This window comes from Paraburkholderia tropica, from assembly GCF_014171495.1.
GTDB classification, from domain to species: domain Bacteria; phylum Pseudomonadota; class Gammaproteobacteria; order Burkholderiales; family Burkholderiaceae; genus Paraburkholderia; species Paraburkholderia tropica.
The window spans coordinates 769,447-795,815 of record NZ_CP049134.1; the positions used below are offsets into that span (position 1 = coordinate 769,447).

The 26,369-nt window shown below is 67.5% G+C and carries 28 protein-coding genes and 1 other RNA gene; 14 read left to right on the forward strand and 15 right to left on the reverse strand.

The features are described from left to right. Positions 1-52: 52 nt before the first annotated feature. The 3 genes from cysD to cobA all read left to right on the forward strand — a co-directional run bounded on the left by cysD (position 53) and on the right by cobA (position 3,225). Complete coding sequence (gene cysD / locus G5S35_RS03390; protein WP_065057314.1) at positions 53-1,015, forward strand: sulfate adenylyltransferase subunit CysD; 963 nt, start codon at positions 53-55, stop codon at positions 1,013-1,015. Positions 1,016-1,040: 25 nt separating this feature from the next. Next, on the forward strand, positions 1,041-2,357 hold the full coding sequence (locus G5S35_RS03395) for a sulfate adenylyltransferase subunit 1 (protein WP_065057315.1): 1,317 nt from the start codon (positions 1,041-1,043) through the stop codon (positions 2,355-2,357). 103 nt (positions 2,358-2,460) lie between these two features. Beyond that, positions 2,461-3,225, forward strand: coding sequence for a uroporphyrinogen-III C-methyltransferase (gene cobA / locus G5S35_RS03400; RefSeq protein ID WP_065057316.1), 765 nt, complete (start codon positions 2,461-2,463; stop codon positions 3,223-3,225). Between the two features lie 101 nt (positions 3,226-3,326). On the opposite strand, the gene G5S35_RS03405 is transcribed toward cobA, so the two are convergent. From G5S35_RS03405 to lptF, 3 genes are read right to left on the reverse strand one after another with little or no spacing between them, the layout of a single operon-like run. Further along, positions 3,327-3,743, reverse strand: coding sequence for a sirohydrochlorin chelatase (locus G5S35_RS03405; RefSeq protein WP_183038580.1), 417 nt, complete (start codon positions 3,741-3,743; stop codon positions 3,327-3,329). Between the two features lie 28 nt (positions 3,744-3,771). Continuing rightward, complete coding sequence (gene lptG / locus G5S35_RS03410) at positions 3,772-4,920, reverse strand: LPS export ABC transporter permease LptG (protein ID WP_176080464.1); 1,149 nt, start codon at positions 4,918-4,920, stop codon at positions 3,772-3,774. A gap of 3 nt (positions 4,921-4,923) precedes the next feature. Beyond that, positions 4,924-6,024, reverse strand: a complete 1,101-nt coding sequence (lptF, locus tag G5S35_RS03415) for an LPS export ABC transporter permease LptF (RefSeq protein WP_065057319.1) — start codon at positions 6,022-6,024, stop codon at positions 4,924-4,926. Positions 6,025-6,158: 134 nt separating this feature from the next. Here lptF and G5S35_RS03420 point away from each other — a divergent pair, with 134 nt between their 5' ends. The 3 genes from G5S35_RS03420 (at position 6,159) to G5S35_RS03430 (ending at position 8,837) form a co-directional block, all read left to right on the forward strand. After that, positions 6,159-7,670 (forward strand): leucyl aminopeptidase, encoded by a 1,512-nt coding sequence (locus G5S35_RS03420; protein ID WP_065057320.1) that lies wholly within the window; start codon positions 6,159-6,161, stop codon positions 7,668-7,670. A 61-nt stretch (positions 7,671-7,731) separates the two neighbouring features. Further along, positions 7,732-8,148, forward strand: a complete 417-nt coding sequence (locus G5S35_RS03425; protein WP_065057321.1) for a DNA polymerase III subunit chi — start codon at positions 7,732-7,734, stop codon at positions 8,146-8,148. Positions 8,149-8,189: 41 nt separating this feature from the next. After that, positions 8,190-8,837: a DUF2486 family protein gene (locus G5S35_RS03430; protein ID WP_183038581.1), complete on the forward strand. Its 648-nt coding sequence runs from the start codon at positions 8,190-8,192 to the stop codon at positions 8,835-8,837. Between the two features lie 119 nt (positions 8,838-8,956). Here G5S35_RS03430 and G5S35_RS03435 read toward each other — a convergent pair whose 3' ends face one another. Then, positions 8,957-9,316, reverse strand: a complete 360-nt coding sequence (locus G5S35_RS03435; protein ID WP_065057323.1) for a c-type cytochrome — start codon at positions 9,314-9,316, stop codon at positions 8,957-8,959. 167 nt (positions 9,317-9,483) lie between these two features. Beyond that, positions 9,484-11,157: a dihydroxy-acid dehydratase gene (ilvD, locus tag G5S35_RS03440; RefSeq protein ID WP_183038582.1), complete on the reverse strand. Its 1,674-nt coding sequence runs from the start codon at positions 11,155-11,157 to the stop codon at positions 9,484-9,486. Positions 11,158-11,295: 138 nt separating this feature from the next. Between ilvD and G5S35_RS03445 the strand changes: the two genes are divergently transcribed. Next, a complete protein-coding gene (locus G5S35_RS03445) occupies positions 11,296-12,267 on the forward strand; it encodes a LysR family transcriptional regulator (protein ID WP_183038583.1) in 972 nt (323 codons plus the stop codon). Positions 12,268-12,300: 33 nt separating this feature from the next. Here G5S35_RS03445 and G5S35_RS03450 read toward each other — a convergent pair whose 3' ends face one another. Then, positions 12,301-12,483: a hypothetical protein gene (locus tag G5S35_RS03450; RefSeq protein ID WP_124261103.1), complete on the reverse strand. Its 183-nt coding sequence runs from the start codon at positions 12,481-12,483 to the stop codon at positions 12,301-12,303. Here G5S35_RS03450 and lgt point away from each other — a divergent pair. Continuing rightward, positions 12,476-13,417, forward strand: a complete 942-nt coding sequence (gene lgt / locus G5S35_RS03455) for a prolipoprotein diacylglyceryl transferase (RefSeq protein WP_110327561.1) — start codon at positions 12,476-12,478, stop codon at positions 13,415-13,417. The two genes, G5S35_RS03450 and lgt, sit on opposite strands and share 8 nt — an antisense overlap. 105 nt (positions 13,418-13,522) lie before the next feature. Here the strand turns inward: lgt and G5S35_RS03460 are convergent, their stop codons facing one another. The 5 genes from G5S35_RS03460 to G5S35_RS03480 form a co-directional block, all read right to left on the reverse strand. Next, complete coding sequence (locus G5S35_RS03460; protein ID WP_065057326.1) at positions 13,523-14,251, reverse strand: SIMPL domain-containing protein; 729 nt, start codon at positions 14,249-14,251, stop codon at positions 13,523-13,525. A 258-nt stretch (positions 14,252-14,509) separates the two neighbouring features. Beyond that, positions 14,510-14,968 (reverse strand): EVE domain-containing protein, encoded by a 459-nt coding sequence (locus G5S35_RS03465; protein ID WP_065057379.1) that lies wholly within the window; start codon positions 14,966-14,968, stop codon positions 14,510-14,512. A gap of 68 nt (positions 14,969-15,036) precedes the next feature. Further along, a non-coding RNA gene (gene ssrS / locus G5S35_RS03470) (6S RNA) lies at positions 15,037-15,217 on the reverse strand. 114 nt (positions 15,218-15,331) lie between these two features. Then, positions 15,332-15,646, reverse strand: coding sequence for a cell division protein ZapA (locus G5S35_RS03475; protein WP_065057327.1), 315 nt, complete (start codon positions 15,644-15,646; stop codon positions 15,332-15,334). Beyond that, a complete protein-coding gene (locus G5S35_RS03480; protein ID WP_074984688.1) occupies positions 15,643-15,993 on the reverse strand; it encodes an ATPase in 351 nt (116 codons plus the stop codon). Before G5S35_RS03480 ends, G5S35_RS03475 begins: the two co-directional genes overlap by 4 nt. Positions 15,994-16,489: 496 nt before the next feature. Between G5S35_RS03480 and G5S35_RS03485 the strand changes: the two genes are divergently transcribed. The 5 genes from G5S35_RS03485 to cobC all read left to right on the forward strand — a co-directional run bounded on the left by G5S35_RS03485 (position 16,490) and on the right by cobC (position 21,002). Next, the gene (locus G5S35_RS03485; protein WP_183038584.1) at positions 16,490-17,608 is read left to right on the forward strand and encodes a FecCD family ABC transporter permease; all 1,119 of its coding nucleotides are present in this window, start codon (positions 16,490-16,492) and stop codon (positions 17,606-17,608) included. Continuing rightward, positions 17,605-18,453, forward strand: coding sequence for an ABC transporter ATP-binding protein (locus tag G5S35_RS03490; protein ID WP_183038585.1), 849 nt, complete (start codon positions 17,605-17,607; stop codon positions 18,451-18,453). The genes G5S35_RS03485 and G5S35_RS03490 overlap by 4 nt, the downstream gene beginning before the upstream one ends. Before the next feature lie 92 nt (positions 18,454-18,545). Beyond that, positions 18,546-19,643: a nicotinate-nucleotide--dimethylbenzimidazole phosphoribosyltransferase gene (gene cobT / locus G5S35_RS03495; RefSeq protein ID WP_183038586.1), complete on the forward strand. Its 1,098-nt coding sequence runs from the start codon at positions 18,546-18,548 to the stop codon at positions 19,641-19,643. A 7-nt stretch (positions 19,644-19,650) separates the two neighbouring features. Beyond that, complete coding sequence (locus tag G5S35_RS03500; protein ID WP_183038587.1) at positions 19,651-20,418, forward strand: adenosylcobinamide-GDP ribazoletransferase; 768 nt, start codon at positions 19,651-19,653, stop codon at positions 20,416-20,418. Then, entirely contained in the window at positions 20,403-21,002 is a 600-nt protein-coding gene (gene cobC / locus G5S35_RS03505; protein WP_074984694.1) for an alpha-ribazole phosphatase, read from the forward strand. Before G5S35_RS03500 ends, cobC begins: the two co-directional genes overlap by 16 nt. A 35-nt stretch (positions 21,003-21,037) precedes the next feature. Here the strand turns inward: cobC and G5S35_RS03510 are convergent, their stop codons facing one another. The 4 genes from G5S35_RS03510 to cobU are packed head-to-tail and all read right to left on the reverse strand — an operon-like array spanning position 21,038 to position 24,549. Continuing rightward, positions 21,038-21,955 carry a cobalamin-binding protein gene (locus tag G5S35_RS03510; RefSeq protein WP_065057332.1) on the reverse strand — a complete coding sequence of 306 codons (918 nt, stop codon included), beginning with the start codon at positions 21,953-21,955 and terminating at the stop codon, positions 21,038-21,040. Next, a complete protein-coding gene (cobD, locus tag G5S35_RS03515; protein ID WP_183038588.1) occupies positions 21,955-23,043 on the reverse strand; it encodes a threonine-phosphate decarboxylase CobD in 1,089 nt (362 codons plus the stop codon). The genes G5S35_RS03510 and cobD overlap by 1 nt, the downstream gene beginning before the upstream one ends. 7 nt (positions 23,044-23,050) lie before the next feature. Further along, positions 23,051-23,992: a CobD/CbiB family cobalamin biosynthesis protein gene (locus G5S35_RS03520; RefSeq protein ID WP_110327568.1), complete on the reverse strand. Its 942-nt coding sequence runs from the start codon at positions 23,990-23,992 to the stop codon at positions 23,051-23,053. Then, positions 23,989-24,549 (reverse strand): bifunctional adenosylcobinamide kinase/adenosylcobinamide-phosphate guanylyltransferase, encoded by a 561-nt coding sequence (gene cobU / locus G5S35_RS03525; protein WP_065057381.1) that lies wholly within the window; start codon positions 24,547-24,549, stop codon positions 23,989-23,991. The genes G5S35_RS03520 and cobU overlap by 4 nt, the downstream gene beginning before the upstream one ends. A 276-nt stretch (positions 24,550-24,825) precedes the next feature. Here cobU and G5S35_RS03530 point away from each other — a divergent pair, with 276 nt between their 5' ends. Further along, positions 24,826-26,346, forward strand: coding sequence for a cobyric acid synthase (locus G5S35_RS03530; protein WP_237181360.1), 1,521 nt, complete (start codon positions 24,826-24,828; stop codon positions 26,344-26,346). Positions 26,347-26,369 lie beyond the last annotated feature (23 nt).

Here is a 26,369-nt window from a genome sequence, read left to right on the forward strand (position 1 = left end):
ACAGAGTAACGCGCCCGATGCAAAGGGCGCGATCAGACGAAGGATTCCGAACATGAGCACGACGCTCGATTCCGCAGTGAACGCCCCGCTTCAGGTGACGGCGAACCGCATGGACCATCTCGACTGGCTCGAAGCCGAGTCGATCCACATCCTGCGCGAGCTGGTCGCCGAATGCAGCAAGCCGGCGCTGCTGTTCTCGGGCGGCAAGGATTCGGTCGTCGTGCTGGCGCTCGCCCTCAAGGCGTTCGGTCTCGGCGCGAACCGCAAGACCTCGCTGCCGTTCCCGCTCGTTCACATCGACACGGGCCACAACTACGAGGAAGTGATCGACTTCCGCGATCGCCGCGCGGCTGAAATCGGCGCGGAACTCGTGGTCGGTCACGTCGAAGATTCGATCAAGAAGGGCACCGTGCGCCTGCGCCGCGAAACCGATTCGCGCAACGCCGCGCAAGCGGTCACGCTGCTCGAAACCATCGAGCAATACGGCTACACCGCGATGATCGGCGGCGCGCGCCGCGACGAAGAGAAGGCCCGCGCGAAGGAGCGCATCTTCTCGTTCCGCGACGAATTCGGCCAGTGGGACCCGAAGGCGCAGCGCCCGGAACTGTGGAGCCTGTACAACGCGCGTCTGCACAACGGCGAACACCTGCGCGTGTTCCCGATCTCGAACTGGACCGAACTCGACGTGTGGCAATACATCGAGCGCGAAAAGCTCGAACTGCCGTCGATCTACTACGCGCACCAGCGCGAGATCGTGCGCCGCAACGGCCTGCTGGTGCCGGTCACGCCGCTCACGCCGATGAAGGAAGGCGAAGTCAGCGAAATGGCGCAAGTGCGTTTCCGCACCGTGGGCGACATCAGCTGCACGTGCCCGGTGGCGAGCGATGCCGACAACGTCGAGAAGATCATCGCCGAAACGGCCGTGACCGAAATCACGGAACGCGGCGCGACGCGCATGGACGACCAGGCGTCGGAAGCCGCGATGGAACAGCGCAAGAAGCAAGGTTATTTCTAAAGAGCACGCAGAGGAAGAATTGAACATGGTTACGACGCATCAACCTGAAGACCTCGGCGTGCTGCGCTTCATCACGGCGGGCAGCGTGGACGACGGCAAGAGCACGCTGATCGGCCGCCTGCTGTACGACAGCAAGGCAGTGCTTTCGGATCAACTCTCGGCGCTTTCGCGTGCCAAGAACAAGCGCACGGTCGGCGACGAAATCGACCTGTCGCTGCTCACGGACGGCCTCGAAGCCGAGCGCGAGCAGGGCATCACGATCGACGTGGCGTATCGCTACTTCGCCACGGCCAAGCGCAAGTTCATCATCGCCGATACGCCGGGCCACGAGCAGTACACGCGCAACATGGTCACGGGCGCCTCGACGGCGCACGCCGCGATCATCCTGATCGACCCCACGCGCGTGACGGTCGAGAACGGCGTGACGCAACTGCTGCCGCAAACCAAGCGCCATAGCGCGATCGTCAAGTTGCTCGGTCTGCAACACGTGATCGTTGCGATCAACAAGATGGATCTGGTCGATTACAGTGAAGCGACTTTCAACCTGATCCGCGAAGCCTACGTCGAACTCGCGCGCCAGCTCGGCCTGGAAGACGTGCGTTTCGTGCCGGTGTCGGCGCTCAAGGGCGACAACATCGTCGGCGCGAGCGAGCGCATGCCGTGGTACGCAGGCGAAGCGTTGCTCGACGTGCTCGAACAACTGCCGGTCGCGCAGGCAACGGGCGAAGCGCTGCGCTTCCCGGTGCAGTGGGTCGCGCGCCAGGACGGTTCGAGCGCCGACGACTTCCGCGGCTACATGGGCCGTATCGAAGCGGGCGAAGTGAAGCTCGGCGACGCCATCACGGTGCTGCCGGCGGGCCGCGCGGCCACGGTCGCGGAAATCATCGCGCCGGTGCCGGGCGGCACGGCGCAGGTCGACCGCGCGTTCGCGGGCCAGACCGTCACGATCCGTCTCGCGGAAGACGTCGACGTCTCGCGCGGCGACACCTTCGTGCCGGCCGGCGACGACACACAACCGGCCAAGAAGCTCGAAGCGGACCTCTGCTGGTTCGACGAGGAGCCGCTCTCGCCGCAGCGCAAGTACCTGCTCAAGCAGACCACCAGCACGGTGTTCGCGAAGATCGGCGCGATCAAGGAAGTGCTCGACGTGCATACGCTTTCGCACGCCGTCGACCGTCACGACCTGGCGATGAACGACATTGGCCGCGTCTCGCTCACGCTGCAAAAGCCGCTCGTCGCGGACCTGTATGATGTGCATCCGGGCACCGGCGCGTTCGTCCTGATCGACGAAGCCACGCACCACACGGTGGCCGCGGGCATGATCCGCGCCGTCGCCGCCTGACGCCGCAGCGCGCCACGCCCGCGCCATCCACGTCATGTGGCGGCGCGCGGCGGTGCGCCGGGCTTGCGCGTTTCGAGCGTGCGGTATGGGAGTCTTCTAGCAAATGGGTAAGGTCTATCTGATCGGCGCCGGTCCGGGCGCCGCGGATCTCATTACGGTGCGCGGCGCGCGTCTGCTCGGGCAGGCGCAGGTCGTCCTGCACGACGCGCTCGTCGAACCGGCGATGCTCGAGTACGCGCCGGCCGATGCGAAGTTCATCGCGGTCGGCAAGCGTTGCGGGCAACGCTCGACGGCGCAGCACTTCATCAACAAGCAGCTCGTCGATGCCGCGCTGGAGCACGACGTGGTCGTGCGCCTGAAGGGCGGCGACCCGATGCTGTTCGGCCGCGCCGACGAAGAAATGCGCGCGCTCGAAGCGGCGGGCATCGAGTACGAAATCGTGCCGGGCATCACGGCGGCGCTCGCGAGCGCGGCCACGCTGCAACGCTCGCTCACGCTGCGCGGTGTGTCGCGCAGCGTCGCGCTCGCGACGTATTCGCGCGCGGCGGGCAGCGAGGAAATCCGCGAGCACGTGAACGCCGATTCGCTGGTGTTCTATATGGGCCGCGACAGCGCGCCCGAGATCGCGCGCCAGCTGATCGAAGCGGGCCGCGCGGGCGAGACGCCGGTGGCGATCGTCGAGGCGTGCAGCACCGCGCGCGAGCGCACGCTGACGCTCACGCTGGCGGCGTTGCAGGCGGGCGAGGCGCAAGACTGGCTCGACGCCGCGCAGCCGAGCCTGCTGATGATCGGCGAAGCGTTTCGTGCGCGCGCCGCGCAGGAAGACGCCTCGCAGGACGAACAGGATCCGCGCCGCGCCGCCGCGTAAAGTATAAAAAACGGGGGTTGTGCGTAGTACGAGCACGAAAGCAGAAAGGGAAAGGGCCGCTGAGAAGCGGCCCTTTTCTTTTGTGCGGTTGCGCGACGCATTCAGGCGTCGCCGGGCGACGCGTGCTGCGATGCGTGAGTCAGGCAATAGCCGACGATGGCGTCGAGCACGGCATCGTCTTCGCCGACGGCGGTGGCGCAGCGGATCTGCACGTCCGGATGATCGGCCTGACATTGCGCGATGAGCGCGGGCAGATCGCGGCGAATATGGCCGCCCTGGCCGAAGAACACCGGCACCACGGTGATGACCGTGCAGCCTTGCGCGGCCTGCGCGGCGATGGCGTCGGGCAGGCTCGGTTCCATGAGTTCGAGGAAGGCGAGGGCGACCGGGCCGCCGGCGTTGTCAGCGGTGTCAGTAGTGCGCGCCGCCGCGAGTTTCGCGGCGAGGCGCGTGAACGGCTCTTTCCAGCGCGCGTCGCGCGCGCCGTGGCCGAAGAGAATCATGCCGTGCGTGCTCATCGTCGATTCTCCGTGATCCATGTGGCCGCTAGTGCCGGTCGACCCACTTCAGCCCGATCAGACCGAGCGCGAGATAGATCAGCGCGGGTGTGGCGGCCGTGAGCGGCGCGGGCCAGCTACTCAGATTGCCGATGTGCGAGAACAGCGTGTTGACGAGCTGGAAGCTCATGCCGAGCATGATGCCGCCGAACACCTTCACGCCGACCACGCCCGCGCGCGTATGCAGATACGCGAACGGCAGCGAGAGCACCAGCATCACGAACACCGCGAACGGGTAGAGCAGCTTGCGCCAGAGCGCGATTTCGTAGCGCTGCGTGTCCTGATGGTTTTCCTGCAAATGCTGGATGTAGCGGAACAGGTTGAACATCGACATGCGATCCGGCGACACCAGCAGCACCGAGAGAATCTGCGGCGTCAGTTCCGAGCGCAGCGAGTATTCGGGCAGCGCGGTCTGACTCGCGCGATAGACGGGCGCGAGCGCGTCGGTCGGCTGGTTCGGCGGCGGCGGCACGCTGACCAGCTCGGTGTCGGTCACGTCCTTGAGCAGCCAGTGGCCCGGCGGCTGGTACGTGCCGCTCTTCGCGATGCGCACGTTCGAGAGCTTGAACTGCTTGTCGAATTCGTAGATGCGCACGTCGGTGATGGTGGCGTCCGGCTGCAGCTTGCCGACGTTCACGAAACGCGTGACCTGCTCGCCGTCGAGGCGCGCCGTGAGCGTGTCCTTCACCCACACGCCCGACTGAAAGTTGGTCGACACGGCCGAGCCCAACGCTTCGAGACGCACGCGCTCGGAAAGCTGGTCGGTGTACGGACCGACGACTTCGCCGATCAGATAGGTCAGCAGCACGAGCGGCACGCCGATCTTCAGCAGCGAGCGCAGCGCCTGGCCGGTCGCGAGACCCGAGACGCGGAAAATCGTGAATTCCGAGCTGGCCGCCATCTGCGCGAACACGTAGATCGCGCTGATCAGCGCCGCGACGGGAATGATTTCATAGAGCCGCGAGGGCGCCTGCAAGCCCACGCGCAGCACCGCGTAGCCGAACTTGTAGTTGCCGTGGCCGACCGAGTTCAGCTCGTTGATCAGGTCGAAGAAGAAGAACAGACCCGAGAAGGCGAACAGGATGAACACGAACGTCAGGTAGACCTGACGCGCGAAGTATTTCTCGTAAATGCGCATCGGTCAGTTCCCCTGCGACGCGCGGCGGAACATCGCGCGTGTAAAGAGCGGCCGGTTGCGCACGCGCAGCCAGAAAATGAAAACAACGAGCGCCAGCACGACCACGTGCAGCACCACGAGCCCGAGGCCGAACGACATCTTGCCTTGTTCGATCTGCGACTGAATGACGTTCAGCAGATTCGAATACGTGAGGTAGATCAGGACGGCCATCACGAGGTTGATGGTGCGGCTGCGGCGCGGATTCTGATACGCAAGCGGGATCGCCAGCAGCATCAGATTGATCGCGATCAGCGGCAGGCCCGCGCGCCAGGCGAATTCGCCGAGATTGTCGTCGGTGGGCTGGCGCAGCAGGTCGGGCGTGGAGGTCGAGCTGGCCGACGGCGTGTTCACGACCGGCTGGCTCTGGATCTTGACGCCGTAACGCTGGAATTCGGAAATGCGGAAGTCGGGATGGCCCGGCTCGCCGTCGTAGCGGCGGCCGTTTTCGAGCACCACGAAGCGGTCGCCGTTCTTCTCGGTTTCCGTGTGCCCCGTCTTCGAGACGATGACGTTGACCTTGCCGTTCTCCGTGCTCGTGACGAACACGTTCTCCACGCGCGCCTGGTCGGGGCTCATGGACTCGATGAAGAACACGCGGTGCGTGGTGGGCGATTCGCGGAACTGGCCCGGCGCGAGCAGCGAGACCTCGTCGCGCTGCTGGAAGCGCGCGCGAATGAGCTTGCTCTGCGCGTTCGACCACGGCCAGCCGATGAAGGCGAAAAACACGATCAGCAGGATGATCGGCGTGGAAAACACGGCGATCGGCTTGATCAGGCGCGTGAGGCTCACCCCGGAGGCGAGCCAGACGACCATTTCGGAATCCTTGTACCAGCGCGTGAGGACGAACAGGATCGACACGAAGAGCGTGACGATGAGCATCACGGCGAGATAGCCGATCACGGTGAGGCCGATCAGGACCAGCACGTCGCGCGGGTCGATCTGGCCCGAAGCCGCGAAACCGACGATGCGGATCATCATCGTCGTCAGCATGATCGTGAGCAGAACCATGAACACAGCGCCGGCCGTGTACGCGAGTTCGCGCTGCAGGGAACGTTCGAAGATCATTCTAGATGGGCAGGGCGGGCGGCTCGGACCAGGCGCCGCGCCTTTCGCGCAACCGCCGAGGAGCCGCCGCGGGAAAAATAGCGGATAATTGCGGCTTTCATCCTAAGCCCTGATTTTATCCGAGGACAAGCGCGATGGACTTTAGCATAAAAGCCTGTGATTGGAGCAAAGGCGGGGAAGGCCCCTTCCTGACCGGCAAGTCGGATTGCGTCGTGGTGGGTGTCTTCGAGGCCCAAACCCTCTCCGGCGCGGCATTCGCGCTCAATGCGGCGCTCGGCGGCACGATCGCCCGCGTCGTCAAGGCCGGCGATATCGACGGCAAGGCCGGTTCCACGCTGTTCCTGCCCGAAGTGACGGGCATCGGCGCGTCGCGCGTGCTGCTCGTCGGTCTCGGCAAGCAGGATGCGTTCGGCCAGAAAGCCTATAACGACGCAGCCCGTGCGGCATGGCGCGCGATCCTCGGCACGCGCATCGCCCAGGTGACCTTCACGCTCGCGCAACTGCCCATCAAGGAGCGCACGAGCGACTGGGGCGTGCGCGCCGCGATTCAGGTCCTGCGCACCGAGACCTACCGCTTCACGCAGATGAAGAGCAAGCCCGACGTCACGCAGCGCGCGCTCAAGCGCGTGGTGTTCAGCGTCGACGCCGCCGACGAGAAGGTGGCGAAGGTCGCCGCGAAGCAGGCCGTGGCGCTCGCCAACGGCATGGACCTCACGCGCGACCTCGGCAACCTGCCGGGCAACGTCTGCACGCCCACCTATCTGGCCGCCACCGCGAAGAAGCTCGCGCGCGACTGGAAGCTCAAGGTCGAAGTGCTGGGCCAGCGTCAGATCGAAGCGCTCAAGATGGGTTCGTTTCTTTCTGTAACAAAGGGCTCGGTCGAACCGCCGCAGTTCATCGTGCTGCATTACCAGGGCGCCAGCGCGAAATCCGCGCCGATCGTGCTGGTCGGCAAGGGCGTCACGTTCGACACCGGCGGCATTTCGCTCAAGCCCGGCGAGGGCATGGACGAGATGAAGTACGACATGTGCGGCGCGGGCTCGGTGCTCGGCACGATTCGCGCGGTCGCCGAAATGGGCCTGAAGCTCAACGTGATCGGCATCATCCCGGCCTGCGAGAACATGCCCGCGGGCAACGCCACCAAGCCGGGCGACGTCGTCACGACGATGGCGGGCCTCACGGTCGAAGTGCTCAACACCGACGCCGAAGGCCGTCTGATCCTGTGCGACGCGCTCACCTACGCCGAACGCTTCAAGCCGGCAGCGGTGATCGACATCGCCACGCTCACGGGCGCGTGCATCATCGCGCTCGGCCATCACAACAGCGGCCTGTTCTCGAAGGACGACGCGCTCGCGGGCGAACTGCTCGACGCGTCGCGCGAAGCTTCCGACCCGGCCTGGCGTATGCCGCTCGACGACGAGTATCAGGATCAGCTCAAGTCGAATTTCGCCGATCTCGCCAATATCGGCGGGCGTCCGGCGGGCAGCGTGACGGCGGCGTGCTTCCTCTCGCGCTTCACCGAAGCGTATCCGTGGGCGCACCTCGACATCGCGGGCACCGCATGGAAGAGCGGCGCGGCGAAGGGCGCAACGGGCCGTCCGGTGCCGCTGCTGGCGCAATTCCTGATCGATCGCGCCGCGCAGTGATGCAGGTGTTGCAAACCATGTTGCAAAGCGGGGCAGGCATGAAAATAGCGGCGGGGCGGGCATGACGCGCATCGACTTTCATACGAATGTCGGCGACTCGCTGCTGTACGCATGCCGTCTCGTGCGCAAGGCGTATCAGGCGGGCCAGCAGGCGGTTGTGCTGGCCGAGCCTGGGCGCCTGCGCGCTTTCGACGAGATGTTGTGGACGTTCTCGCCGCTCGACTTCGTGCCGCATTGCATGGCCGACAGCGCGCACGCGGCCGAGACGCCCATCGTGCTGGCCACGGACCTTGAGCGCGCGCCGCATCATCGCGTGCTGCTCAATCTGGGCGCCGAGGTGCCGCCGCAGTTCGCCCGCTTCGAGCGCCTGCTCGAAGTGATCGGCGATGCGCCCGAGGAACTCGCGTCCGGGCGCGAGCGCTACCGCTTCTATCGCGATCGCGGCTATGCGCTGAACAACTACAAGCAGGGCAGTTGACGCGCCTCGCCTTGCTTGACCGACTTTCGAAGGAGGCGATCATGCCCGATCTCCACGACGTCGACGAGGCGCCGATTCCCATGCTGGACGAGGTGCTGGTCAACGGCAACCTGCTGCGTGCGCGTTCGCCGTTCGAGCGCGCCGAGACGCCACAGGACGAAGCCGCGGCTGCGGCCGTTCACGTTCAGGCGGATGAAGCCGGTCACGGCGAGCACGCGGAATTGAGCGGCGATGCCGGCCACGGTAGCCGCCTCGATCACATCGATCACGACGATCTGCCCGAGCTGGTCGATCGCTTCGAACCGCTCGTGCCGGCGACGCCTGCCAGTGCGGCGGCCGCGCTCGCAGCCGCGAACGCCGTGCCGGAGCCGCAGTTGTCGGCGCAAACTTCGGCCGAGCCGCCCGCGCAATCCACCGCTTATGAACCCGAAGGTCTCTTCGCCCACGACGCCGACGCGCTCGTCGAGCGTCTGCGCGGACGCGCGCTGAGCTGGCTCACCGGCGAAGGGCGCGGCGTGATCGAAGCGCGTTGCAGTGCCGCCATGCAGGAGCACGCGCACTGGATCGTCGGACAGGTGTCGCGCGAGATCGGTCTCGCGCTCGAAACGGAACTGAAGGGCTGGGTGAAGGCCGCGGTGCGCGAGGAACTCGCCGCGCGCGCCGGACATGGCGGCTCGCACAAAGCCTGAGCGGCGCGCGTTCTTCGCGCTCGCTGCATCCTTGATTGTTTTCGCTGCGGCGCGTCACGACTTGTGCGCGCCGCACGCGTCTTCATGGCACGCGTCTTTGGGACGCGCGCGTTATCCCATCATTTCAGCGTGAGAATCCAGCCGGCGAGCGTGGCCGCCTGGCCGGGGCTCAGTTGCGTGTTGGCGGGCATGGGCACGACGCCCCAGACGCCGCTGCTGCCTTCCGCGATCTTGTGGGCGAGATAGTTCTGCGCGTCCGGCTTGCCGGCGTACTTCGCGGCGACGTCGCGCAGTGCGGGACCCATGAAGGTGCGCGTGACCGAATGACAGCTCATGCAGTTCTGCTGCTGGGCGAGGGCGAGTCCGCCGGGCGCGTTCTGCACCTGCGCTTGTGCCTGTACGTGCGACGCGGCGAGGAGAAACGTGAGCGCGGCGGCGAGCGTCGCTGTCTTGTTCTTCGCTTGCGACTTCTGTTTCATGCTGGTCTCCGCCAGCGTAGGCGCCGGCTGTGTCGACGCATTATAAGAGCAAAGGGCGCGCGGATTTTCCGTGCGCCCTTTGCCGGGTTGCCGCCTGTGTTATCGCGCGCGCATTGCTGTGTGGATTGCGTCTGGCCCAGTTCGCCGCGATGCCTGCCAGCTCACCCTCAGCCCGTCACGGCGCCCTTGTTCGCGGGCCGCGCGAGCGCCGCGAACTTCGCGAGCACGCCGCGCGTATAACGCGGTGCGGGTTGCTTCCACGCGGCGCGGCGGCGCGCGAGTTCGGCATCGTCGATGTTCAGTTGCAGCAACAGCCGGTGCGCATCGATGGTGATCGAATCGCCTTCCTGCACGAGCGCGATCGTGCCGCCCTCGAACGCCTCGGGCGCGACGTGCCCGACCACCATGCCCCACGTGCCGCCCGAGAAGCGACCGTCGGTGATGAGCCCGACCGTTTCGCCGAGCCCCTTGCCGATGATCGCCGACGTCGGCGCGAGCATCTCCGGCATGCCGGGTCCGCCCTTCGGCCCGAGGTAGCGCAGCACGACCACGTCGCCGGCCTGGATCTTGTCGGCGAGGATCGCATCCATCGCGCTCTGCTCGTCGTCGAACACGCGCGCCGGGCCGGTGATCACCGGATTCTTCAGCCCCGTGATCTTGGCGACCGCGCCCTCGGTCGCGAGATTGCCCTTGAGAATCGCGAGGTGGCCTTCCTTGTAGAGCGCCTGGTCGATCGGATAAATCACCTTCTGGTCGGCGCGCGGTTGCGACGGCACGTCCTTGAGTTCTTCCGCGATCGTGCGGCCCGTGATGGTCATGCAGTCGCCGTTGAGCAGGCCTGCGTCGAGCAGCAGCTTGAGCACCTGCGGAATGCCGCCCGCCGCGTGCAGGTCGGTGGCCACATACTGGCCCGAGGGCTTGAGGTCGCAGATGACCGGCACCTTCTTGCGCATGCGCTCGAAGTCGTCGATGGTCCAGTCGATTTCGGCGGCGTGCGCGATGGCCAGATAGTGCAGCACGGCATTGGTCGAGCCGCCCGTCGCCATGATCAGCGCCACGGCGTTTTCGATCGATGCCTTCGTGATGATGTCGCGCGGCTTGAGGTCTTTCTTGACCGCTTCGACGAGCACGCGCGCCGACTCCGCCGCCGAATCCACCTTCTCCTGATCGGGATTCGCCATCGTCGACGAATAGAGCAGCGACATGCCGAGCGCCTCGAACGACGAGCTCATGGTGTTGGCCGTGTACATGCCGCCGCACGAGCCGGTCGACGGACACGCGTTCTGTTCGACGCCCTCGAAATCCTCCTCGCTCATGCGGCCCGCCGTGAATTCGCCGACGGCCTCGAACGCCGAGACGATCGTCAGGTCCTTGCCCTTCCAGTGGCCCGGCCGGATCGTGCCGCCGTACACGTAGATGCCCGGCACGTTGATGCGGGCGAGCGCGATCATGCCGCCGGGCATGTTCTTGTCGCAGCCGCCGATCACGACCACGCCGTCCATCCACTGGCCCTGGACGCAGGTCTCGATGCAGTCGGCGATCACTTCGCGCGAGACGAGCGAGTACTTCATACCTTCGGTGCCCATCGACATGCCGTCGGAAATGGTCGGCGTGCCGAAAGTCTGGGCGTTGGCGTCGGCGTCCTTGAGCGCGCCCACGGCGGCGTCGGCGAGCCGTTGCAGGCCCGCGTTGCAAGGCGTGATGGTCGAATGGCCGTTGGCGACGCCGATCATCGGCTTGTCGAAGTCAGCCTTCTCGTAGCCGAGCGCGTAAAACATCGAACGGTTCGGCGAGCGCGCGACGCCTTGCGTGATGTGCTTCGAACGACGGTTGTATGCCATGGGGACGCTCCGTGTCTCGATTTCGATTGTTGTGGGGATGAGGGGACGTGCGTGTCAGGATGGTGTGTCGCGAGCGCAATGTCCAATATATTATTCGTGGCTTATTGAGTCGAAAAACATATCAACGGAGTGGTCACGATGAGTCTCGCGAGTCCCGATCTGCGCCAGTTGCGCTACTTCGTGGCGGTGGCGGAGGAGCAGCATTTCGGCCGCGCCGCCGCGCGCCTGTCGATGACGCAGCCGCCGCTCTCGCAGGCGATCCGCGCGCTGGAGGAGGCGCTTGGCGTGGAGCTGTTCGCGCGCACGCGCCGCTCGGTCGAGCTGACGGCCGTGGGTGCCGATCTGCTGCCGGAGGTGCGGCGCATTCTGGCTTCGGCGGACGCCTTGCGCCCGCTCGCGCAGAGTCTCGCGCGCGGCGAGGCGGGCGTGCTGGCGCTGGCTTTCGTCTCGACCGCCGACTACGGCCTGCTGCCGCTCCTGCTGCGCGACTTCGGCGCGCGCTATCCGCGCGTGCGGCTGCAACTGGCCGAAGCGACCAGCGACGTGCAGGTGGACGAACTGGTGGCGGGGCGCATCGACGCGGGCCTCGTGATCGCGCCCGTGCCGCCGCGCCACGCGGCGCAGCTCGCGTATCTGCCGGTCGCGCGCGAGCCGCTGGTGATCGCGATGCCGGCGGCGCTCTCGGCGCAACTCGGCGGCGCGGAAGCCGAAGCCGACGCCGACGACGGCTGGTGCGCCACGCCCGTGAACCTGCGCGAACTCGCCGACGTGCCGCTCGTCGTGTTTCCGCGCCATCTGGCCCCGGGTTTTCACGACACGATCATGGACTGCTACGGCGCGGCCGGTCTCGCGCCGCGCGTGGGCCAGGAAGCGGTCCAGATGCAGACGATCGTGAGCCTCGTCTCGGCGGGCATGGGCGTGGCGCTGGTGCCGCAGTCGCTGCGCCATCTGCGGCGCACGGGCGTGGTCTACCGGCCGCTCGCGCAGGCCGTGCCGACGATCGAAACCGGCCTCGTCTGGCGCGTGCAGGAGGTGAGCCCGGTGCTGGCGGCGTTCATCGAGATCGTGCGCGCGCACGCGGCGACGGTGAACGCGCAGCCGCACGCGTGAAGTCCCGGCGGCCGACGCGTGTGCACGGCGCCTTCATCTCTGTCCCTTAAAATCGCGGATCAGCACGATCAGCGAGAAATGTGCATTTTGGCTCGCGCGCCCCGGCGTCGGCGATAATGTCACCCCTCGGCGCCGCGTAACGTGCAACCCGCGTGGCGTATCTTGCAACCCGCTTTCAAGCTCACCGCCGACAAGAATCCACTTCACGATGCTCATCCATCCGAATTTCGACCCCGTCGCCATCCATCTGGGGCCGCTCGCCGTGCGCTGGTACGGCCTCATGTATCTCGTCGGCTTTATTCTCGCGATCGTGATCGGCCGTCTGCGCCTGCGTCTGCCGTATGTGGCCGCGCAGGGCTGGACCGCCAAGGACATCGACGACATGCTGTTCTACGGCGTGCTCGGCACGATCCTCGGCGGGCGTCTCGGCTACGTGCTGTTCTACAAGGCGAGCTGGTACTTCGCGCATCCGCTCGACATCTTCAAGGTGTGGGAAGGCGGCATGTCGTTCCACGGCGGTTTCCTCGGCGTGACCTTCGCGATGATCCTGTTCGCGTGGCAACGCGGCCGCACGTGGCTGCAGGTCACCGACTTCGTCGCGCCGATGGTGCCGACGGGTCTCGCCGCCGGGCGTCTCGGCAACTTCATCAACGGCGAACTGTGGGGCCGCGTGACCTCGCCGGATTCGCCCTGGGCGATGATGTTCCCGGGCGCCGCGAACGACGACGCCGCGTGGCTGCAAACGCATCCCGCGCTGGCCGCGAAGTGGCATCTGAACGAAGTGTTCGCGCAATATCATCTGCTGCCGCGCCATCCGTCCGAGCTGTACGAGATCGCGCTCGAAGGCATCGCGCTGTTCTTCGTGCTGATCCTGTTCTCGCGCAAGCAGCGCCCCGTCGGCGCGATTTCGGCGATGTTCCTGATCGGCTATGGCCTCGCGCGCTTCACGGTGGAATTCGCGCGCGAACCCGACGACTTCCTCGGCCTGCTCGCGCTCGGTCTGTCGATGGGCCAATGGCTGTCGCTGCCGATGATCATCGTGGGCGTGCTGCTGATGATCTGGGCGTATCGCCGCGCGAAGCGGGCCAGCGGTGACAGCGGTGCGAACGGTGCGAACGGCACGCAGCAGACGGCTGCCGCGAAAAGCTGAAGCGCACAGCGCCCACGCTGAAGTCCCATGAAAAAAGCCACGGTGTTTGCCGTGGCTTTTTTGTTTGGCAGCGCGTTAAAACGTGCTTTCGCAGGCGCTGTCGCGTTACTTCATCTGCACCGAGCCCGAGACGTTGACCGTCACGGTGGAGGTGCCGCCTTCGAGCGGCATGGGTGCCATCTTCGCGTCGGCGCTGGCGGCACGCGCGCTCATCATCATCATCGGACGCGGCGGCACGCCGGAGTGACCCACGTTGACGTCGCGGATCGCATAGCCGCTGTAGCCGAACGCGCGCGCATTCGCGGACGCCTGATCGCGGAACGACGCGATCGCTTCGCTCGACAGCTTCTGTTCGGCGGCGCGCTGCGCTTCGGGCGAGAGCGAGAACGCCACGTTGCCGACCTGCATGACCGACGAGATATCGCCCGCGAGTTTCGACGCGGCGGCGAAGTTGCGCGATTCGAGCACGACCTCGGTGCGGCCGCGCCAGGCGGAGATGCGGCCGTCGCGGTCGGTGGACGGGTAGATCGAGAACTGGCCCGAGCGCGCGGTCACGCCGTTGACGCCCTTGGCTTTTTGCAGCGCGGAGTCGGCGCGCTGATTGAGCGTGCTGGTCAGCGACGCGGGATCGCTCGCTTCCTGCTCGTAGAACAACGTGATCGTGACGACATCCTGCGGCACCTCGGCGCTCGCCTGGGCCGACAGCGAGAGCACGCCGGAGGGCTGATAGCGCGCATCGCTCTGCGCGAAGGCGGCGCTGGGCGCGAGCGTCAAGGCGAACGGAATCGCAGCGGAAAGGGCGGCGGCGAGCGTGACGGCGGTTCTTTTCTTCATTGTGGCTCCTTGCAGAACGAATGCGCCGGCGGGTCGTTGCAGCACGTGGCAGCGCTGCATATTGCGCGACTGCCTGGACTGACGCGTACCGGCACGAGCGCATGATTGTGCTGAACTTCGCGCACACGTGTCGGCTGCCTGTACGAGGGCGCGGTGTGCTGCGTGGCGGCCGGCGTGTTCGTTAGGCGATGCGCCGCGCGCGGGGTTCCCGCACGCTGGCGGTTTTGCACACTTTGAAGATCGAGCGCCTGAAACAGGCTACATCAGCCGCTTCGTGATGAAATCCCACTCGGCGCGCGTGACCGGCGTGATCGAAAGGCGATTGCCCTTGGCGAGCACGCGCATCTCGGCAAGCTCGTCGTGCTCGCGCAGCGTGGCGAGCGGAATCAGCGCGCACTTCTTCTTGAACACGACGTCGACGAGCATCCAGCGCGGCGTTTCCTGCGTGGATTTCGCGTCGTAGTAAGGGCTTTTCGGATCGAACTGCGTGGGATCGGGATACGCGGTGGAGGACACTTGCGCGAGCCCCGCGATGCCGGGTTCGGGACAGCTCGAATGATAGAAGAGCACGCCGTCGCCGATCTGCATGGTGTCGCGCATGAAATTGCGCGCCTGATAGTTGCGCACGCCGGTCCAGGGCAGCGAGTGCTGCGGCGCGTTGGCGAGATCGTCGATGCTCGCTTCGTCGGGTTCGGACTTCATCAGCCAGTAGCGCATGACGTGAAGATCGATTTGGAGAGCACAAAAGGAAAACGGCATCGGACGCGTGTCCGATGCCGTTCGAATAGGTCCCCGCCTTAGCCGCTAGGCCGGCATCCTGAACCTGAGGTTCAGAATTGGTCGCAGTTAGCAGCACTTCGGGTACATCAGACAAGTGACGCGCACACCCGTGCTACAAATTTCCGCAACCGTGCACATGGCATTGGTTCAAGGAATATATGACCTTGGCGAACCAGGCAGGGAAGCTGAACTGATTGCAACTGCCGTTGATGACAACCACAGCTGCTTAAACCTGTTTAGAAACGTATTCACTTCCTACGTTTCGATGAATCCATTTTAGCGCATTATGCAGCGGCGTTTTTATTGCACGCCATATTGCTGGATCACTGCGCCAAGCTGATCATTCATTTGGCGCATTGTACGACGGATTTCTTCGGCTGGGAATGCTTCTCCGTGACGCACGCTGGTCTGCAAACGCAGCAGTTCCGAGGCGAGCGAGAGCGCCGCCATGACGGCGATGCGATCCTGGCCGCGCACGTTGCTGTGATTGCGGATCTTCGACATTTCCGCGTCCACGCGTGCCACTGCTTCGAGCAGCGCGCCTTCGGTTTCAGGCGAACAGGCGAGGCGATAGCTCTGGCCGAGAATGGTCGCTTCGATCTGTTTGGTCGTCATGCATTTTCTCCGTGGCGAGCGGCGTTGTCGTCGTCGGCGCTTTGCTGCGGTTCGAGCAGGTCGAGCTGATTGTCGCGATCGGCGCCGGCGCGTGCGCGCGGCAGCTTTTCGAGGATCGCGTTCAGGCGCACCTGTGCGTCGTCGATCTTCGCCGACAGCCCGTCGCGTTCGGCTTGCAGCGCGTTACGCTCTTCGCGCACCTGCTCGAGTTCCGTACGCGTGGCTTCGCATTGCGCTTGAAGTTGTGCGAGTTGCTCTTCGAGCGCCACGCGTGCTTCGTGATGGCGCTGATTGATCTCGATCAGCCGCCCGATGTTTTGTGAGAGTGTTTCGAGTTCGTTGAGCATGTGCTGCGTCCTCTAAAGACAGGCATTCTAGCGCGGATTGTGGCGTATTCCGATAATTGCGTCGTTTCCAGACGTAACAGCCCTGCTTCGTGCCTGTATCTTGCGTTTTTTAACGGTTGGCGTGTTGCGTGCCGTGCTGCGGGAACATATTTTGCCGAGCGTTGTCGGATGCGCGCTCACGCTCGATCGCCACGTTTACGGCAATAATCGCGCTTTCTTGACGCTTGATTCGCGCAGTCTCAGTACTTTTTTTGCGCGTCGTTTTATGTTGCGGTTCGTGGCAGTCAGTTGCTTCGTGCAGCGCGTCACGCGAAAGAGGGCGCGAAGTGCAGGCGCTCGAACTGCCGAGCGAATTGCATATGCGATGGGGAATCGGCGGCCAAACGCGCCGCGCGCGTTATAACATCTCGACATCTCAAATTTGCGACGCGCAACGATCGATACGCACGCGAGCGCAGCCACACTCCAGCCACGTCCGAGCCACGCCGAACCCAGCATGCAAACCGTCAGTCCCGATGAACCGCGCCACGCGCGCGAACGCTCGACGCACGCGCCGGGCGTTCGTGTTGCGCCGCCGCGTCGCGGCATGCACGCGCGCCGCGCAGCGGCGATCTGGTGCGGGCTCGCGCTTGCGGCGGTCGCGGTGTTCGCGGCGTCGCTGCTGATCGGCAGCGTGCCGGTGTCGTTCGCGCAGGCACTGCATGCGCTCATGCCTTCGACGTCGCTTCATACCGCTGTCGCGAACGCGGCGGCCGACGACATGACCACAGAAATCGTCCGCACGTTGCGCATGCCGCGCGCGCTTGGCGGCTTCGCGTGCGGTGCGTTGCTCGCGCTCGCGGGCGCGCTGCTGCAGGTGCTGTTGCGCAATCCGCTCGCGGAACCTTACGTGCTCGGCGTGTCGGGCGGCGCGGCGGCCTTTGCGTTGTGCGCGATGATCGCGGGTCTCGCGACGTGGGCCGTGCAGGCGAGCGCCTGCGCGGGCGCGTTCGTGTCGATCCTGCTCGTGCTCGGTCTTGCGCGCCGCGAGTTGTGGCGCGGCGAGCCGCAGGACAGCGCGCCGCGTCTGCTGCTCACGGGCGCGGTCACGGCGGCCGGGTGGGGCGCGCTGATCACCTTGCTGCTGACGCTCGCGCCCGACGCGCGTCTGCGCGGCATGCTGTTCTGGCTGACCGGCGATCTCAACGGCATCGCCGCGCCGTGGCCCGCGTTCGCGGCGCTCGCGGTGGTGCTCGCGTTCGCCGTGCATGCCGCGCCGCGTCTGAATGTGCTGCTGCGCGGCGACGCCGCGGCGCAGGCGCTCGGCGTGCCGGTGCGGCGTCTGCGCGTGGGCGTGTATCTTGCCGCGTCGCTCGCCGCCGCCGCCGCGGTGACGACGGGCGGCACCATCGGCTTCGTCGGGCTCGTCGTGCCGCATATGCTGCGGCTCGCGTTCGGCAACGACCAGCGCATGCTCGTGCCCGCCGCCGCGCTTGCGGGCGGCCTCGCCGTGATGGGCGCCGATCTCGTCGCGCGCACCGTGGCCGCGCCGACGCAATTGCCGGTCGGCGTGGTGACGGCGCTCGCGGGCGTGCCCGTGTTCCTGTGGATGCTGCTGCGGAGGCGCACGCGATGAGCGCCTTGCCGATCACGCCGTCGAGTGCATCGCCGGGTGCATCGTCATTACTCGCCACGCGCGCGCTCACCTTGCGCGCGGGTTCGCGCACGCTCGTCGAACACCTCACGCTCGACATTGGCGCGGGCGAAATCTGGTGCTTCGCGGGCGCGAACGGCGCGGGCAAAACCACCTTGATTTCCGCGCTCGCCGGTTTGCGCGACGCCGCGTCGGGCCATGTCGAAGTCGACGGCGTGACACTGCGCGACTGGCCGCCCGTGCGACTCGCGCAACGACGCGCGCTGATGCCGCAAGACGTGCGCGACGCGTTCAGCGCGAGCGTGCTCGACACCGTGCTGCTCAACCGCTATCCGCATCTCGCGGGTTGGGGCTGGGAAAGCGAAGACGATCGCGCTGCCGCGTACGCAGCGCTGGCCACGCTCGGCCTCGAAGCCTTCGTCGGGCGCGACGTGCTCTCGCTCTCGGGCGGCGAGCGTCAGCGCGTCGCGCTCGCGGCGGTGCTGTGTCAGGATGCGCCGCTGTTGCTGCTCGACGAACCGCTCGCGCATCTCGATCTGCATCATCAGATTGCGTGTCTCGATGCGCTCACGCAATGGGTTCGCGCCGGGACAGCAGACGACCTGCGCGCCGTCGTGCTCTCGTGCCACGATCTCAATCTCGCGCGCCGATTCGCGACCCACGCGCTCCTGCTCGACGGACGCGGCGGCTATTACGCCGGCCCCGTGCGCGACGTCTTGACGGCGGAGCGCGCGAGCGACGCCTTCGGCCACGCGCTGTTGCTGATCCGCGACGGCCCGCACGAAGCGCTCGTGCCGGCGCTCGCTTCCACGCACGCGCCCGGCTGATCCGCATTGACCTGATTTCGCCCATCACAAATGATTCGCGCGCGGCGACAAACACCCACGCGCCGCGCGCGCCGAACGCTAACGAACGACCTATGACCACGACGCTTTCCGATCTGCTGACCATCGAACCGCTCGACGTCTCGCTGCGCGACACGCTGCAACATCTGATCGATACCAAGACCAAGCCGCCGGGCAGCCTCGGCCGCCTCGAAACGCTCGCGCGCCAGCTCGGCATGATCCAGCGCAGCACGCAGCCGCGCGTGACGCGTCCCGCGATGATCGTGTTCGCCGGCGATCACGGCATCGCGCACGAAGGCGTGAGCCCGTATCCGCAGGCCGTCACGGTGCAGATGGTCGCGAACTTTCTCGCGGGCGGCGCGGCGATCAACGCGTTCAGCGGCGTGGGCGGGCTCGAACTCGAAATCGTCGATGCGGGCGTGGCCGCGCCGTTGCCCGAATCGGCGCAACTCGTCAGCGTGCCGATCGCACGCGGCACGCGCAATTTCGCGCACGAACCGGCGATGACGCGCGACGAAGCGGTGCGCGCGCTCGCGGCGGGCGCGGCGCGCGTGCGTCATCATGCGGCGCTCGGTACCAACGTGATCGGCTTCGGCGAGATGGGCATCGCGAACACGTCGGCGGCGGCGTGTCTGATGAGCCGTCTGTGCAACGTGCCCATCGACGAATGCGTCGGGCGCGGCACCGGACTCGACAACGCCGGTCTCGCGAAGAAGCGCAACGTGCTGGCGGCGGCGCTCGCGAAGCACGCTCAGGTGCGCGAGCCGCTCGACGTGCTCGCCACGTTCGGCGGCTTCGAAATCGCGATGATGACGGGCGCGTTTCTCGAAGCGGCGCGTCAGCGCATGGCGATTCTCGTCGATGGCTTCATCGCGACCTCGGCGCTGCTGGTGGCCGATTCGCTCGCGCCGAACGTGCGCGATTACTGCGTGTTCGCGCACGCGTCGAACGAAGCGGGCCATCGCCGCATGCTCGATCATTTCGGCGGACGCGAACTGCTCGCGCTCGATCTGCGCCTCGGCGAAGGCACGGGCGCGGCGCTCGCGGTGCCGCTGCTGCGTGCGGCCGTGGCCTTCCTCAACGAGATGGCGAGCTTCGAGTCGGCGGGCGTGGACGATCGCGCCGATCACAGCGCCGATCACAGCGCCAATACGCCCGGCGCAGGCCACTGATCCCGCGATGAATCCGCTCGCGGAACTGCGTTACTTCTTCACGGCGCTCGGTTATTTCACGCGCGTGCCGGTGCCGCGCTGGGTCGGCTTCGAGCCGCAGTGGCTCAATGCGGCGGCGCGTTATTTTCCGCTCGTCGGCGCGTTGATCGGGGCGCTCGCGGCGCTCGTCTATCTGGCGGCGCTGCGCGTGTTTCCGCCGGGCGTGGCGGTGCTGCTGTCGATGGCGGCGACGCTGCTCGCCACCGGCGCATTCCACGAAGACGGTCTCGCCGATTGTCTCGATGCGTTCGGCGGCGGCTACACGCGCGAGGACGTGCTGCGCATCATGCACGACTCGCGGATCGGCGCGTTCGGCGCGATTGGCGCGGTGCTTGCGCTGCTCATCAAGTGGCAGACGCTCGCGGCGCTGCCGCCGCTGCGCGCGGCCACGCTGATGATCGCGGGTCACGCGGCGAGCCGTGCGTTCGCGATCAGCTATCTCGTCACGCTCGAGTATGTCCGGCCCGAGGGCAAGGCCAAGCCGGTCGCGCAGCGCATGGGCGTGGCCGCGCTCGGCTGCGCGCTGCTGTTCGGGCTGCCGTGGCTGCTGTGGCCCGCGTGGCCAGACTGGCGCGCGGCGATCGTCACGTTTGTCGTGCTGATCGCGCTGCGCCATGCGCTCGGCCGCTATTTCGTGCGGCGCATCGGCGGCTACACGGGCGATTGTCTCGGCTTCGCGCAGCAGGTGTTCGAGCTGGCGATCTATCTCGTGGGGCTCGCATGGATCTCGTACTGATCCGCCATCCGGCCGTCGCGGTCGAGCCGGGTGTTTGCTACGGCAGCACCGACGTACCGCTCGCCGCGTCCGTCGAAGCGGGCGCGGCGGCGATTGCCGCGCGGCTTGCGGCGCTCGGCGTGCGCGCGCCGCATCGCATCGCATCGAGTCCGCTGTCGCGTTGTGCGGGGATCGCGGAAGCGCTCGCGCAACAGCATGAAACGCTTGTGCCGCAACACGATGCGCGTCTCGCGGAGATGGATTTCGGCGCGTGGGAAATGCAGCGCTGGGACGCGATCGAGCGCGCGCAGCTCGACGCCTGGGCCGCCGATTTCGAGCATGCACGCGCGCATGGCGGCGAGAGCGTCGCGCAGTTCGACGCGCGCGTGACGGCGTGGTTCGAAGGCCTCGATGCGCTGGGACTGGCGCCGCGCGCGTGCCTGTGGACCGTCGCGCATGCGGGCGTGATCCGCGCGATTACGGCGCGTGCGCTGGGACTGACGCTTGCGCGTTGTTCGAACTGGCCGCTGGAGATGGCCGCGATCGTGTGGCTACGCCGCGACCTGCACAGCGGCGAGTGGCAACTGGCGCGTTGGAACGCCTGATCGATTCGTTGTTTTGAATTGATTCGGATGGCGAATCAATTTGTCTTGCCGGTCGCGTCACGCACGCGCGCCTGATCGAGATCCTTGCAAAGCTGCTCCGCGCCTTGCGCGAGACGCGGACCCGCGCGCGAGAGCAGATCGCCGTCGATGGCGAACAGGTTGCCCTGCGCGACGGCCGCGAGTTGCGGCCACGCGCGCCAGCGGTCGAGCGCGGGCAAGGGCCGGTCCGGCGCGGTCGCGCCCGGCGAGGCGGTCACGATCGCCTCGGGATTCGCGGCGAGCACGGCTTCGGTCGAGAGCGTCGGGACGGGCGGGCGCAGCGCGGCGAACACATTGCGGCCGCCACAGAGCGTGATGGCATCGCTGATGATCTGCTCGCCGTTGATCGTCATGAGCGGCTGATCCCAGACTTCATAGAACACGCGCACGGGCGCGCGCTGCGCGTAGCGCGTGCGCAGTTGCGCGATGTCGCGGCGATAGGCGTCGGCGGCGGCCCGCGCGGCGGTGTCGGTGCCGAACAGCGTGCCGAGCCGTGTCAGCGATGTGGCCACGTCGTCGAGACGATGCGGCTCGCTGAAGAACAGCGGGATATGCAGGTCGCGCAGGCGATCGATCTGCTGCTGCGCGTTGCCGTGCCGCCAGACCACGATCAGGTCGGGCTTGAGCGCGGCGATGCGTTCGAGGTCGAGCGCGCGATTGTCGCCGATGTGCGGGACCTTCAGCGCGGCGGGCGGGTAATCGCTATAACTCACGGTGCCGACGAGCTTCGCCCCGCCGCCTGCTGCGTAGATCAATTCGGTGGCGTGCGGCGCGAGGCTGATCACGCGCTGCGCGGGCGCGTCGAGCGTGACGGTGTTGCCGGCGTCGTCGGTGGCGCTGACGCCGGCGTGTGCCGTGCCGATTGAACACGCGACGCACGCGGCGTACGCGATGAAGGCGGCGAAGCGGCGCATCAGCGCGATGCCTCCAGCGTGGCCATCGCGTGACCCAGCGCGATCTCGAAGCGCTGCCATTCTTCCTCCGATGCGGGCAGGCCGAAGCGCAGGCTCGCGGGCGCGTCGAAGCGGCGCGTCCACACCGCATGGCGGGCGAGCGCGTCCTGCAATGGCGCGGCGCGCGGGTCGTCGATCCACGCGAACAGCGGCGTGGCGCGCGGCGCGAAACCGTGCGCGCGCAGCAGGGCGGCGAGCCGTGCGCCCTCGCGCGCGAGTTGCTCGCGCATCGCGTGTTGCCACGCGGTATCGGCGAAAGCGTGCATGACGGCATGACGCGCGGGGCCGTTCACCGTCCACGCGCCCAGCCGTTCGCGCAAGGCCGCGAGCAGCGCGGGCTGCGCGAGCGCGAAACCGCAGCGCGCGCCCGCGAGACCGAAGAACTTGCCCGGCGAGCGCAGCACCACGAGGCCCGCGCGATCGGTGGCGTTCGCGAGCGAGCGCGCGGACGTGTCAGCGAACGCATCCGCGAAGGTTTCGTCGACGATCAGCGTGCCGCCGCGCGCGGCGAGTTGCGCGTGCCAGCGCAGCAGCGTGTCGCGGTCGATCAATGCGGCGGTGGGATTGTTCGGATTCACGACGACGGCGTGCGTCGCGTCGGCGGGGAGATCGGCGTGCGTGACGTCGAGCGGCACGACTGTGTGACCGGCCTGCGCGAAGGCGGGCGCGTACTCGCCATACGTGAGCGGCGCGATGGCCACGCGCGCGCGCGGCGACAGGGCAGGCAGCAGGGCAGGCAGCAGCGCGGGCAGCGCGCGGATCGCGGCCTGGCTGCCCGCGACCGGCAGCACGTGCGCGGCGTCGGGCGCGCCGTAGTAACGCGCGGCGCAGTCGGCGAGACCGTCGCCATCCTCGGGCAGGCGCCGCCACGCCGAAGCGGGCACGGGCGGCACCGGATAGCCATGCGGATTGATGCCCGTCGAGAGATCGATCCACGTTTCCCATGCGATGCCGTAGCGGCGCGCCGCCTCGTGCAGATTGCCGCCGTGCGCGATCGTGCGCGCTACGGTGTCGGTTGTCGTCGTCGTCGTCGTCGTCGTCGAAGTCATGGATGGCTCAGACATGGGTCGCCACGTTCACGAAAGCCAGCGCGACGATCACGGCGAGCCACAGCAGCGTGGTGCGCTCGACGAGGCGCAGGGCGGCGTCGACGTCCTGCGCGCGCGGCGGCGAACCCGCGCCGAGCGCGGGACGCTCCTCGAGCGCGCCGTGATAGACGGCCGCGCCGCCGAGCAGCACGTTCAGGCTGCCCGCGCCCGCCGCCATCACCGGACCGGCGTTCGGGCTGTCCCAGCGCGGCGCCTGTTCGCGCCAGCAGCGCAGCGCGACGCGCGTGTCGCCGAGCAGCGCGTAGCTCAGCGCGGTGAGGCGCGCGGGCGCGAAGTTGAGCACGTCGTCGATGCGTGCGGCGGCCCAGCCGAAGCGCAGGAAACGCGGCGTGCGGTAACCCCACATCGCGTCGAGCGTGTTGGCGAGCCGGAACGCCAGCGCGCCCGGTCCGCCCGCGAGCGCGAACCAGAACAGCGCGCCGAAGATCGCGTCGTTGCCGTTTTCGAGCGCCGATTCGCAGGCCGCGCGCGAGAGCGCGGTCGCGTCGGCTTGGGCGGTGTCGCGCGAGACGATGCGCGCCGTCAGTTCGCGCGCGGCGGCCAGATCGCGCTGCGCGAGCGCGCGGGCGATGGGCGCGATGTGTTCTTCGAGGCTGCGCGCGCCGAGCGCGAACCACAGCAGCGCGACGTGCAGCGCCCAGGCGAGCGGCCAGGGCAGCAGCGCGCACAGCAGCAGGGCGATCAGCACCGGCGGCGCGACAGCGGCGAGCCACGCGACGAGTCCGAGCGGACGTCCGCGCCGGCCCGTGTTGAAGCGTTTTTCGAGGCGTTGGGCGTAGTTGCCGAAGGCGATCAGCGGATGCGCGCGGCGCGGTTCGCCGAACCAGCGGTCGACGGCGACGCCGGCGACGGCGAGCGCGGCGGTGACGGGCAGGCTCAACATCGTCATGCTCGCGGCGCCTTGAGCACGAGCGGCAGGCCGGCGGCGACGAGCGTCGCGCGGTCGGCGAGCGCGGCGATGCGTTGGTTCAGGCGACCCAGTTCGTCGACGTAGAGGCGCGTGGCCGCGCCCATCGGCACCACGCCCATGCCGATCTCGTTGCTGACCACCAGCACCGTGCCTTGCGCGCGCTCGCAGGCGGCGGCGAACGCGTCGAGGCGCGCTTGCCAGTCGGCGCGCGGCGCGTCGGAGCCGGGCGGGCAGAGCAGATTCGCGAGCCAGAGCGTGAGGCAGTCGATCAGCACGCAGTGGCCGGGCGCGGCATGCGCGTCCAGCGCTTGGGCGAGGGCCAGCGGCGCGGCGGCGAAGCCCCAGTGCGCGGGGCGGCGCGCCTGGTGATGCGCGATGCGCGCGGCGAATTCGGCGTCGGCGTGCGCGCCCGTTGGCGTGGCCGCCGTGGCGATGTAGGTGACCGGCAGGCCGCTGTCGGCCGCGAGGCGTTCGGCGTGCGCGCTCTTGCCCGAGCGCGCGCCGCCGACGATGAAGGTGAGGTCGCGCGAAATCATCGCGTGATTGTAGCGTTTGGGCGCGCGACTTCCGGCGTGGACGGGGCTGGCCGAATGGCGGATCGGCCGTTCGGCCAGCCGGGCCGTTGCGCAGGCGATGGGATAATGCGCATTCGTTTTATCGGCCTTGCGCCGCAACCGCACTCCGTATCGACCATGTCCGCTTCGAAATCCGCCGAGTCCGCCGAGTCCGCCGAGTCCGCCGAGTCCGCCGAGTCCGCCGAGTCCGCCGAGTCCGCCGTGCCTGTCGTGCCCGCCGTGCCGAGGGGCACGCTCATGATCCAGGGCACGACCTCCGACGCCGGCAAGAGCACGCTCGTCGCCGGCCTGTGCCGTCTCGCGCGCCGCGCGGGCGTGCGGGTCGCGCCGTTCAAGCCGCAGAACATGGCGCTCAACAGCGCGGTGACCGCCGACGGTGGCGAGATCGGCCGCGCTCAAGCCTTGCAGGCGGTCGCCGCGGGCATCGCCCCGCACACCGACCTCAATCCCGTCCTGCTCAAGCCGAACAGCGATCTGGGCTCGCAGGTCATCATCCACGGCAAGGCGCGCATGAATCTGAACGCGCGCGCGTATCAGGACTACAAGCCGCTGGCGCGCGTGGCCGTGCTCGAATCGTATGGGCGACTGCGCGCGGCCTACGACACGGTGTTCGTCGAGGGCGCGGGCAGCCCGGCGGAAATCAATCTGCGCGCCAACGACATCGCCAACATGGGCTTTGCCGAAGCCGTCGATTGCCCGGTCGTGCTGGTCGCCGACATCGACCGCGGCGGCGTGTTCGCGCATCTGATCGGCACGCTCGCGTGTCTGTCGGAGAGCGAGCGGGCACGCGTGCAGGGTTTCATCATCAACCGGTTTCGCGGCGATCCGGGGTTGCTCAAGCCCGGCCTGGACTGGCTCGAGGCGCAGACGGGCAAGCCCGTGCTCGGCGTGGTGCCGTATCTGCACGGCCTCACGCTCGACGCCGAGGACATGCTGCCGGGCGCTGCCCATACCCACGCGCAGGCGGGCGGGCAGACGCTGCGTGTGGTCGTGCCCGCGCTGCCGCACATCAGCAATCACACCGACTTCGACGCGCTGCGCGCGCATCCGCAGGTCGAATTCAGTTACGTGCGCACGAACGAAGCGCCGCCGGCCGCCGATCTGGTGATACTGCCGGGTTCCAAAAACGTCCGCGACGACCTCGCGTGGCTGCGCGCGCAGGGGTGGGAAAGCGCGCTCGCGCGGCACCTGCGCTACGGCGGCCGCGTGATCGGGATTTGCGGTGGCATGCAGATGCTCGGGCGCGCGATTACGGATCCGCATGGCGTGGAAGGCGAGCCCGGCGCGACGGCGGGTTTCGGCTGGCTCGACTACGAAACGGAACTTACGCGCGAGAAGGCGCTGCGCAATGTGACGGGGCGGCTTGCCTTGGGGCTGGGCGAGGGTGGCGCGCAAGCCGGTGCACCCGTGCGCGGCTACGAGATTCACATGGGCGTGACGCGCGGCGCGGCGCTGGCGCAACCGGCGCTGCGGATCGACTCGATCGAGGGCGAGGCGCAAGAGGCGCAAGAAACGCCGGAGGCGCAGCGCGAACCGCGCCTGGACGGCGCGCAATCGGCGGACGGCCAGATTCTCGCGACCTATGTGCACGGCCTGTTCGACACGCCCGAGGCGTGCGCCGCGCTGCTGCGCTGGGCCGGGCTCGACGCGGCGCAGAGCGTGGATTACCCGGCGCTGCGCGAGGCGTCGCTGGAGCGGCTTGCCGACACGCTGGCCGCAAGCCTCGACCTCGACCGCCTGTACGGCGCGATGCGCTGAACGAGGGCGCGTCGGTCAGCATC